11 protein-coding genes are annotated in these 9701 nt (G+C 66.7%); 8 read left to right on the plus strand and 3 right to left on the minus strand.

The features are described from left to right. From HV798_RS31330 to fliR, 8 genes are all read left to right on the plus strand, one after another. The coding region (locus tag HV798_RS31330) for a flagellar hook-length control protein FliK (RefSeq protein ID WP_175216637.1) at window positions 1–732 on the plus strand (732 nt) is incomplete at its 5' end. A 170-nt stretch (window positions 733–902) separates the two neighbouring features. Beyond that, a complete protein-coding gene (fliL, locus tag HV798_RS31335; protein WP_025138874.1) occupies window positions 903–1514 on the plus strand; it encodes a flagellar basal body-associated protein FliL in 612 nt (203 codons plus the stop codon). Window positions 1515–1516: 2 nt separating this feature from the next. Next, on the plus strand, window positions 1517–2524 hold the full coding sequence (gene fliM / locus HV798_RS31340) for a flagellar motor switch protein FliM (protein WP_025138875.1): 1008 nt from the start codon (window positions 1517–1519) through the stop codon (window positions 2522–2524). Continuing rightward, entirely contained in the window at window positions 2517–3065 is a 549-nt protein-coding gene (gene fliN / locus HV798_RS31345) for a flagellar motor switch protein FliN (protein WP_025138876.1), read from the plus strand. The genes fliM and fliN overlap by 8 nt, the downstream gene beginning before the upstream one ends. Before the next feature lie 13 nt (window positions 3066–3078). After that, on the plus strand, window positions 3079–3402 hold the full coding sequence (gene fliO, locus HV798_RS31350) for a flagellar biosynthetic protein FliO (RefSeq protein WP_025138877.1): 324 nt from the start codon (window positions 3079–3081) through the stop codon (window positions 3400–3402). Between the two features lie 65 nt (window positions 3403–3467). Beyond that, on the plus strand, window positions 3468–4214 hold the full coding sequence (fliP, locus tag HV798_RS31355) for a flagellar type III secretion system pore protein FliP (RefSeq protein WP_246289358.1): 747 nt from the start codon (window positions 3468–3470) through the stop codon (window positions 4212–4214). A 13-nt stretch (window positions 4215–4227) separates the two neighbouring features. Then, window positions 4228–4497, plus strand: a complete 270-nt coding sequence (fliQ, locus tag HV798_RS31360; RefSeq protein ID WP_175135941.1) for a flagellar biosynthesis protein FliQ — start codon at window positions 4228–4230, stop codon at window positions 4495–4497. A 34-nt stretch (window positions 4498–4531) separates the two neighbouring features. Further along, window positions 4532–5320, plus strand: a complete 789-nt coding sequence (gene fliR / locus HV798_RS31365) for a flagellar biosynthetic protein FliR (protein ID WP_025138880.1) — start codon at window positions 4532–4534, stop codon at window positions 5318–5320. An 85-nt stretch (window positions 5321–5405) separates the two neighbouring features. Here fliR and HV798_RS31370 read toward each other — a convergent pair whose 3' ends face one another. The 3 genes from HV798_RS31370 to HV798_RS31380 all read right to left on the minus strand — a co-directional run bounded on the left by HV798_RS31370 (window position 5406) and on the right by HV798_RS31380 (window position 9524). Beyond that, window positions 5406–7001, minus strand: coding sequence for a methyl-accepting chemotaxis protein (locus tag HV798_RS31370; protein ID WP_175196581.1), 1596 nt, complete (start codon window positions 6999–7001; stop codon window positions 5406–5408). A gap of 180 nt (window positions 7002–7181) precedes the next feature. Beyond that, the gene (locus HV798_RS31375; RefSeq protein ID WP_175196583.1) at window positions 7182–8912 is read right to left on the minus strand and encodes a methyl-accepting chemotaxis protein; all 1731 of its coding nucleotides are present in this window, start codon (window positions 8910–8912) and stop codon (window positions 7182–7184) included. A 141-nt stretch (window positions 8913–9053) separates the two neighbouring features. After that, window positions 9054–9524 (minus strand): hypothetical protein, encoded by a 471-nt coding sequence (locus HV798_RS31380; RefSeq protein WP_025138883.1) that lies wholly within the window; start codon window positions 9522–9524, stop codon window positions 9054–9056. Between the last annotated feature and the right edge of the window lie 177 nt (window positions 9525–9701).

Genomic DNA, 9701 nt, shown 5'->3' on the forward strand with positions numbered 1-9701 from the left:
CCGGCCGCCGAACTGCCGCGCCCGACGCCCGAAGCCGCCGTGCCACGTGCCGCCACCCCGCGCGTGGCTGCCGAAGCCGCGCCTGCCGCGCCGCTGCACGCACGCCCCGAAGAAGAATCGAACGAGCCGGTGCTCAGCACCGCGCAGCAATTCCAGGTGCCGCAGCACACGACTGGCGCCCAGGATCACCTGGCGCAAGCGGTTGCCGCCGCCGTCCAGCGCCAGCAGCCCGCGCCGATCGCCAACCCTGCCAGCGTGGCCGTACCGAATGTGCCGGTCGTCATGCAGGTGGCCACGCCCGTCGGCGGCACCCACTGGGGCACCGAACTGGGCCAGCAGATGGTGGTGATGAGCAACAACGTGCGCCAAGGCACCCAGTCCGCCGAACTGCGCCTGGATCCGCCGGACCTGGGCCCCTTGCGCGTCAGCCTGAACCTGGCCGACGGCGTGGCCAGCGCCTCGTTCGTGTCGGCCCATGCATCCGTGCGCCAGGCGATCGAAACCGCGATCCCGCAACTGCAGCAGGCGCTGGCGCAGGCCGGCATCTCGCTGGGCCAGACCAGCGTCGGCGAGCAGGCCGCGCAGCAGGAATTCGCGCAACAGAATGGCGGTGGATCGCAACGTCAAGGCGGCGGCAATGGCGCCGCAGTAGCCGATGGCGCGATCGATGGCCAGCCGGTGGCCGTGACGTCGCCGCGCAACGCCAATGCGTTGGTCGACACCTTCGCGTAACAATCCCGCGGCCCGCGGCCGGCAACGGTTGCGGGCAGTGCAGCAATAGCTTGAGATACGCGGCTTTCGCCCTGTTTTTCGCCTCCAAGACGGAGCGGGATTTCGGGCAGAATGCTTTCATCCACTAAGAATCCGTTTTCATCAGCGGCAAAACACGCATCGACACCGAGATGGCGACTTCCAAACCCACAACCATGCCGCCGCGCGGCCCGCTTCCGACACGCTCTGGCGGCATCGGCCGCATTCTTCGCCCGTTGATCATGATCCTGGTGCTGCTGCTGGTGGCCGCCGCCAGCGCGGGCGCGACCTGGTTCATCACGCAGCGCATGCAGCCGCAAGGCGGCGCGCCGGTGCAACTGGGCGTGGGCCAGACGCCCGCCGGCCAACCGGGCCAGCCCGGCGCCGCGGGCCCGCAAGCCACGCCGACCACGTTCGTGGCCCCGCCGGCCACGCCGGCCGCCGTGCCCGCGCCGATCTTCGTGCCGATCGAAGCCTTCACGGTGACGCTGCAGAACGCCGACACCGAGCGCATCATGCACGTCGGCCTGACGCTGCGTGTCAGCGACGAGCAGACCCGCGTGCGCCTGGAGAAGTACATGCCTGAAGTGCGCAGCCGCATCCTGATGGTGCTGTCGTCGCAATCGCCCACCGGCGTGCAGACCCAACAAGGCAAGACCGACATGGCCAACGCCATCAAGCAAGCCGTCAACCGTCCGTTCTCGCCCATGCCGGACGGCCAGTATGTCACCGACGTACTGTTCACGGCGTTCGTGGTGCAATAAGCATGGCCTACGAGGCGTTTCTTTCGCAGGACGAAGTCGACGCGCTGCTGGCCGGCGTCACGGGCGAGAGCGACAGCAAAAAGGAATCCGCGGGCGCAAGCGACGGCGCCCGCGCCTATGACCTGAGCTCGCCCGACCGCGTGGTGCGTCGGCGCATGCAGACGCTGGAGCTCATCAACGAGCGGTTCGCGCGCCAGATGCGCAGCGTGCTGTTGAACTTCATGCGCCGCAGCGCCGACATCACCGTCGGCTCGATCAAGATCCAGAAGTACGCGGACTTCGAGCGCAACCTGCCCGTGCCGAGCAACCTGAACATGGTCCAGATGAAGCCGCTGCGCGGCACGGCCCTGTTCACGTACGACCCGAACCTGGTGTTCCTGGTCATCGACAGCCTGTTCGGCGGCGATGGCCGCTACCACACGCGCGTCGAAGGCCGTGACTTCACCACCACCGAGCAGCGCATCATCCGGCGCCTGCTCAACCTGACCCTGGAAAGCTACGGCAAGTCCTGGGACCCCGTCTATCCGATCGAGTTCGACTATGTCCGCTCGGAGATGCACACCAAGTTCGCCAGCATCACCGGCAACAATGAAGTGGTGGTCGTCACCTCGTTCCATATCGAATTCGGCGCGACCGGCGGCGACCTGAACATCTGCCTGCCCTACTCCATGATCGAGCCGGTGCGCGACCTGCTCACGCGGCCGCTGCAGGAAACCACGCTGGAAGAAGTGGACCAGCGCTGGTCGCAGCAGCTGTCGCGCCAGGTGCGCAGCGCCGACATCGACGTGGTTGCCGAATTCGCGCGCATCCCGTCCAACATCCGCGAACTGATGCGCCTGAAAGTCGGCGACATCCTGCCCGTGGATGTGCCGGAAACCGTCATCGCCAACGTCGACGGCGTACCGCTGATGGAATGCGGCTACGGCGTCTTCAATGGCCAGTACGCCCTGCGCGTACAAAACATGTTTACCTACGATACCGAATCAAACGAGGCCCCCGACCATGACTGACAAGAACGAGCCCGGCACTGGCTCGTCCCCGGCCGACGACTGGGCCGACGCGCTCGCCGAACAATCCCGCGCCAATCCGCCCACCCAGGCGGATGGCCTGAAGCCCCAGGACGACTGGGCCGCCGCCATGGCTGAACAGACCGCCGCCACGCCGCCCGCGGCTGCCGCGCCGGCTGCCCCTGCGCCCGCACCCGCGGCGCCGGCCGCAGCCCCCGCGCAATCGGCGGCGCAATCGGTGTTCAAGCCCCTGGCCGGCAGCGCTGCCGGCACCGGCACCGACATCGACCTGATCATGGACGTGCCCGTCCAGCTGACGGTCGAGCTGGGCCGCACCCGCCTGACCATCAAGAACCTGCTCCAGCTGGGCCAGGGCTCGGTGGTGGAACTGGACGGCCTGGCCGGCGAGCCGATGGACATCTTCGTCAACGGCTACCTGATCGCCCAAGGCGAAGTGGTGGTGGTGGAAGACAAGTACGGCATCCGCCTGACCGACATCATCACCCCGTCCGAACGTATCAACCGCCTGAACAACCGGCGTTGACGCGTTGTCCGCCATGAACGATTCCGCCCTGCTGCGCGTCATCATCGGCCTGGTGCTGGTGCTGGCCGCCATCCTGGCCGCGGCCTGGATGGCGCGCCGCGCCGGCCTCACCCAGCGCGGCGGCGGCAACCTGCTCAAGCAGGTCGCCAGCATGCCGGTGGGCGCGCGGCAGAGCATCGTCGTGGTCGAAATCGAAAATACCTGGCTGGTCGTGGGCGTGAGCCCCGGCCAGATCACCCCCCTGCATACCCTGCCCGCCGGCGAACTGCCGCAGGGCGCGCCGTTGCCCGCCGCCGCCTTCGCGGCCAAGCTGGGCCAGGCGCTCAAGCGCCGCTAGACGGCGCCCGTATTCCCCGGATCATGAGCTTGCCGACAAGCACCCTTCCCCGCGCCCGCCGCAACATGCTGCCCCTGCTGGGCGCCGCCGCGGTGCTGGGCCTGGCCCTGTTTCCGGCCGGCGTCGTCGCCCAGGCAACCCTGCCGGCGCTGACCGCGACCCCAGGCCCGAACGGGTCCGAAACCTACTCGCTCAGCATGCAGACGCTGCTGCTGATGACGTCGCTGTCGTTCCTGCCGGCTGCGCTGCTGATGATGACGGGCTTTACCCGCATCATCATCGTGCTGGGCCTGCTGCGCAGCGCGATGGGCACGGCCATGTCGCCGCCGAACCACGTGCTGATCGGCCTGGCGCTGTTCCTGACCTTCTATACGATGTCGCCGGTGTTCGACAAGATCTACGCCGACGCCTACAAGCCCCTGTCCGAAGGCTCGATCCAGTTCGAGACCGCGGTCGAGCGGGCCGCTGGCCCGCTGCGCACCTTCATGCTGCACCAGACCCGCGAGAACGACCTGTCGCTGTTCGCCAACCTGGCCAAGCAGCCGGCGCTGGACGATCCGTCGCAGGTGCCGCTGCGCATCCTGGTGCCGGCGTTCATCACCAGCGAACTCAAGACCGCGTTCCAGATCGGCTTCACCATCTTCATTCCGTTCCTCATCATCGACCTGGTGGTCGCCAGCGTGCTGATGGCGCTGGGCATGATGATGGTGCCGCCCGTGACCGTGGCGCTGCCGTTCAAGCTGATGCTGTTCGTGCTGGCCGACGGCTGGAACCTGCTCATGGGCTCGCTGGCCCAGAGCTTCTACCAATAGCCGGGGAATCGCCATGACCGCTGAAACCGTCATGACCATGACCTACCAGGCGATGAAAGTCGCGCTGGCGATGGCGGGTCCGCTCCTGGTCATCACGCTGATCGTCGGCCTGGTCATCAGCATTTTCCAGGCCGCCACCCAGATCAACGAAATGACGCTGTCGTTCATTCCGAAGCTGCTGGCCATGTGCGGCGTGCTGGTGCTGCTGGGCCCCTGGCTGATCGGCATCATGGTCGACTACATCCGCCAGCTCATCGGCCAGATTCCCGGCCTGGTGTCGTAGCGGCGCGCGCCGCCGGCCCCGGGGACGCGCCCACATGTTTTCCTTCACGATCGAACAGCTCAACGGCTGGATCGGCCAGTTCATCTGGCCGTTCGTGCGCATCCTGGCGCTGATCGGCACCGCTCCCCTCTTTTCCGAATCCACCGTGCCGGTCAAGGTCAAGGTCGGCCTGGCGTTCGTGCTGGCCGTGGCCGTCAGCCCCGCGCTGGACCCCGCGCCGCCCATCGCCCCGGGTTCGTTTGCCGGCCTGTGGATGGTGATGCAGCAGGTGCTGATCGGCATCGCCATGGGTTTTTCCATGCGCCTGGTGTTCGCCGCGGCGCAGACGGCCGGCGAATTCGTCGGCCTGCAGATGGGCCTGTCATTCGCCTCGTTCTTCGACCCCAGCACCGGCGCCAACACGGCCGTGCTGTCGCGCCTGTTCAACATCGTGGCGATGCTGACCTTCCTGGCGCTGGATGGCCACCTGCTGGTGCTGGCCGCGCTGGTGCGTTCGTTCGACACGCTGCCGGTCGCCGCCATCCAGCTGCACCAGAACGGCTGGGGCGTGGTGGTGGAATGGGGCAAGACCGTATTCGTGTCGGGCCTGCTGCTGGCGCTGCCGCTGATCTGCGCGCTGCTCACCATCAACCTGGCCATGGGCATCCTGAACCGCGCCGCGCCGCAGCTGTCCGTGTTCTCCGTGGGCTTTCCGGTCAGCCTGATCGTGGGCGTGGTGCTGCTGACCGTGGTGCTGCCCAACTCGGGGCCGTTCCTGGAGGCCCTGTTCGAGTCCGGCCTGTCGACGATGAGCCGGGTGGCCGACGCCTTGGCGGGGCGCTAGAACTTTCTGCTTCGGACATGAAAAAGCCGGCCACGATGGGCCGGCTTTTTGTTGGGCGGACCGGCCGAAGCCGGCCCCGCCAACATCATTGCTGTCCGGTCAGGCGGAACACGCGGATCGTCTCGCGCAGCGCGCCCGACTGATTGCCCAGCTGCAGCACGGCGCCGCCCAGCTCCTGCACCAGGGCCGTGTTCTGCACCGTCATCACATCCATCTGCGAGACCGCCGTATCGACCTGCTCGATACCGCTGGACTGCTCCTGCGAGGCCTGCGAGATCTCGCCGATGATGTCGGTCACGCGGTGCACGGCGGCCACGATCTCTTCCATGGTGGCGCCCGCCTGTTCGGCCTGGGCCGAGCCTTCGGTGACGCGATCGACCGAATCCTCGATCAGGCCCTTGATCTCCTTGGCGGCCTGCGCGCTCTTTTGCGCCAGGCTGCGCACTTCGCCCGCTACCACCGCGAAGCCCTTGCCGGACTCGCCGGCGCGTGCCGCTTCCACGGCCGCATTCAGCGCCAGGATGTTGGTCTGGAACGCGATGCCTTCGATGATGCTGACGATGTCGACGATCTTGCGCGAGCTGTCGGAAATGCCGTGCATGGTGTTGACCACCTGCCCCACCGCCACGCCGCCGCGCCGCGCCACGTCCATGCTGCTGGCGGCCAGTTGATTGGCCTGACGGGCATTGTCGGCGTTCTGGCGCACGGTGGACGTCAGCTGTTCCATGCTGGCCGCCGTCTGTTGCAGCGACGCGGCCTGGCCTTCGGTGCGGCCGGCCAGTTCCTGGTTGCCGCGGGCGATGTGCACGGCCGCCTGGGTCGTGCCCTCGATGCCGCGATACACGTCCTGCGCGATGCCGACCAGGCTCTTGCGCATGACTTCCAGGGAGAACTTCAGGCTGCCGATCTCGTCGTCGGAATCGGCCACGATCTGGGTCGTCAGGTTGCCGGCAGCGACCTGGCGGGCCATATTGGCCGCGTCCACCATCGGTTCCAGCAGCGAGCGCGACAGGCTCCAGCCCAACGCGAAGATGCCGACCACGCCCAGCGCCAACAGGCCGCAGGCCAGGCCGGCGCCGGTGGCATCCAGTGTGTCCCAGTTGGCGCGCAGGCCATAGGCGCCCGCCGCCACCACGATGCCTGACGACAGCAAGGCATGGCGGAACATGCGGCTGCGCACGCTGCGCTTGAAGGGAAAGGCCAGCACGTCCAGGCTGCGCCGCCAGCCGGCCCGCACCGGGCGGCCGCGTTCGATCCGCACGCCGCGGGCGCGGCCTTCGCGAATGCGGGCGTACAGCGCTTCGGCCATCTCGATCTGCTCGTCGCTGGGACGCACGCGCACCGACGAATAGGCCACCACCTCGCCGTTCTCGACGATGGGCGTGGCATTGGCCAGCACCCAGTAGTAGCCCCCGTCCTTGCGGCGGTTCTTGACCAGGCCCAGCCACGACTCGCCGGCCTCCAGCGTCTGCCACAGGTCTTCATAGGCCTCGGGCGGCATGTCCGGATGGCGCACGATGTTGTGGGCCTTGCCGATCAATTCTTCGCGGGAAAATCCGCTGACCTCGACAAAAGCCGGATTCGCGTAAAGGATGCGGCCCTTGGTATCGGTGCGCGAGATCAGGTACTGATCTTCGCGCAGCTTGGTTTCCACATCATTGACTGGAAGGTTCACGCGCACAGCTTGTCTCCGGTTTACATCATATCGAGCCACGACCTGTACACCGGCCAGGTTTCAGGCGTTATTGTCATTAACGACAATATTTTCGAAAACTTAACGGCCAATAGCTTTCGCCCCGACGGCCGCGTACGGGCGCCGGGGCGAAGATGCCGATCAGCGGCCCGGGTGGGCCGCGGCGGATCAGTCCTGGGTCAGCGTCGGGGCCGAGTAGCCGCCCAGTTGCTGCGCCGGCACTTCGATCACTTCGCCGGCATTGATCTTGAAGACGGCCACCGCCTCGGACAGGCGATGGGCCTGTTCCTGCAGCGAGCCGGCCGCGGCGGCGGCTTCTTCCACCAGCGCCGCGTTCTGCTGCGTCACTTCGTCCATCTGCGACACGGCACGATTCACCTGGTCGATGCCGCTGGACTGTTCTTCGGACGCCGCCGAGATTTCGCCCATGATGTCGGTGACGCGCTTCACCGACGCCACGATTTCCTGCATCGTGGCACCGGCGCGTTCGACCTGCTGCGAACCGGCGCCCACCTTGGTCACCGAGTCCTCGATCAGGCCCTTGATTTCCTTGGCCGCCTGGGCGCTGCGCTGGGCCAGCGAGCGCACTTCACCCGCCACCACCGCAAAGCCCTTGCCCTGCTCACCGGCACGCGCGGCTTCCACGGCCGCGTTCAGCGCCAGGATGTTGGTCTGGAAGGCAATGCCGTCAATGACGGACACGATTTCCGAGATCTTGCGCGAGCTGGCCGAAATACCCTGCATCGTATTGACCACTTCGGCCACCGCGGAACCGCCGCGTTCAGCCACGTCCGACGCACTGGCGGCCAGCTGGTTGGCCTGGCGGGCGTTGTCGGCATTCTGCTTCACGGTCGAGGCCAGTTCTTCCATCGAGGCCGCGGTTTCTTCCAGCGAGGCCGCCTGCTCTTCCGTACGGCTGGACAGGTCGGTGTTGCCGGCCGAGATTTCACGCGAACCCACCGTGATCTCGTCCACGCCGCGGCGCACCGTGGCCACGGTGCGGGTCAGGCTTTCCTGCATGCGCTTGAGCGCGGCGAACAGTTGGCCGATTTCGTTGTGCGAACGCACCTCGACGCGGCTGGTCAGGTCGCCTGCGGCGATCTTGTCGAAATGCTGGCCGGCTTCCACCAGCGGGCGCACCACCAGGCGGCCGAACAGCACGCGGCAGAACACCATCAGCACCAGGGCCAGCGCCACGGCCACGGCCACCGCGATCATGGCGCGATTGAAGTTGGTCTCGGCCTGGTCGATCGTGGCCTGCTGCTGGTCGGAAATGTACTTGCCGAACTCGTTGATGGCCTCGATGAAGGCGGCGCTGCGCGGCGTGCCGTATTCATTGTTGACCATGTAGAACGTGGAGTAGTCTTCGCTGCGCAGGGCTTCGACCATGGTGTCCACGCCGTCATCGATGTACGAACGGTAGCGGCGCACCAGGTTCATGGACAGCTGGCGACCGGTGTCGTCCTGCAGCATGTTCTTCTGGAAATCGGCGAAGCGGCTGCGCACGCCGGTCAGGAGATCGGTGGCGCCCTTCAGGGCTGCCGCGGCGTCACGGGCCGAGTTCTCGCCGCTGCCCCAGCCGGATTCCTGCAGGTGACGGGCCGCGACCATCAGGCTGACGCGGGCGCGCAGCATGTCGCTGTTGATGACTTCGACCTGCTTGGAACGCTCGGTCAGCGCATTGACCTCGCGAATGGATTCGTAGTTGTGCTGCAGGAAGAACGCGGCCAGGCCGCCCACCGCCGCAATCAGCACGGCAAAGAACGCCATGACCCACAACAGCATCGTGCCGACGCGGGCATCGCGCAGCCTGAGTTTGCGCTTCACCTTGGGCGCGCGCGCGGCCTTTTTCTTACCGACCTTGCCGGACTTCGCACCGGTTTCCAGACTCGCTTCCATATTTTTTCCCCATCCCTCAGGAACTGCTCTGACCAAATGAAAAACCACCCCGGCGCGCCGTCCTTGCAGAACGGGCACGCATCAGGGCGACGTACACACCGGCCGCGAAGCCGGGGCGCTCTCTGCGGACAACCAGGGGGCTTACGACCCCTTGCGCGTCGATTCGGGCGGCGCAGCCGGCACCGGAATGACGATGGTTTCCACCTCGGGGGCCGGCGCGGGTTGCTGCGCCCATTCCTGACTGGCGTCAGGCACGGGCGCGGGGCCCAGCAATTTCTGGCGTTCCCAGGGTTCCAGCAGAATATTGGTGCTGTCGACAAGGCGCATCAGCCGGCCATCAGGGCCGAACTGCAGCAGCGCCTCTTTGCGGCTGTACAGGCCGTCGGGGACAAACGTGATCTTGAAGGACCAGAGGGCGAGGAAGGTGCCGTCGGTCTGCTTGTAGAACTTGTCGGGCGGCGCGGTGAGCGCTCGCGAGGCCTCTTCCAGCGTCGTCTGCCCCGGCGTCAGGGTCGACAGCTTGCCGGGGTCGAAGTTGTGCCCCGTCGCGGAGCAGCCCGCGATCAACGCCGCAATCGCCGCGGCAGCCAGAAGATGTAGATAGCCTCGCATACCTGCCCGTTTACCGGTCGAAACCGGCGTCAAAAAGATTCCCAATCGTCATCTGACGGTGCCTGGCGGCGCGTGGCCGCAGGCGCCGGTTTGGCTTCGTTTGCCGCTGCGGCCGGACGCGGCGCAGGACGCCGCAACGGCCGCGCAGCGCTGGCCGCTTCGGCCGGGGCCGGCTTG

Source organism: Achromobacter deleyi, from assembly GCF_902859705.1.
Classification (GTDB): domain Bacteria; phylum Pseudomonadota; class Gammaproteobacteria; order Burkholderiales; family Burkholderiaceae_B; genus Achromobacter; species Achromobacter deleyi.

Bases quoted from the DNA above. Each gene is read 5' to 3' on its own strand.
- fliL (WP_025138874.1), top strand. From the start codon at position 903: ATGGCGACTTCCAAACCCACAACCATGCCGCCGCGCGGCCCGCTTCCG.
- fliM (WP_025138875.1), top strand. From the start codon at position 1,517: ATGGCCTACGAGGCGTTTCTTTCGCAGGACGAAGTCGACGCGCTGCTG.
- fliN (WP_025138876.1), top strand. From the start codon at position 2,517: ATGACTGACAAGAACGAGCCCGGCACTGGCTCGTCCCCGGCCGACGAC.
- fliO (WP_025138877.1), top strand. From the start codon at position 3,079: ATGAACGATTCCGCCCTGCTGCGCGTCATCATCGGCCTGGTGCTGGTG.
- fliP (WP_246289358.1), top strand. From the start codon at position 3,468: ATGCTGCCCCTGCTGGGCGCCGCCGCGGTGCTGGGCCTGGCCCTGTTT.
- fliQ (WP_175135941.1), top strand. From the start codon at position 4,228: ATGACCGCTGAAACCGTCATGACCATGACCTACCAGGCGATGAAAGTC.
- fliR (WP_025138880.1), top strand. From the start codon at position 4,532: ATGTTTTCCTTCACGATCGAACAGCTCAACGGCTGGATCGGCCAGTTC.
- HV798_RS31375 (WP_175196583.1), bottom strand. From the start codon at position 8,912: ATGGAAGCGAGTCTGGAAACCGGTGCGAAGTCCGGCAAGGTCGGTAAG.
- HV798_RS31380 (WP_025138883.1), bottom strand. From the start codon at position 9,524: ATGCGAGGCTATCTACATCTTCTGGCTGCCGCGGCGATTGCGGCGTTG.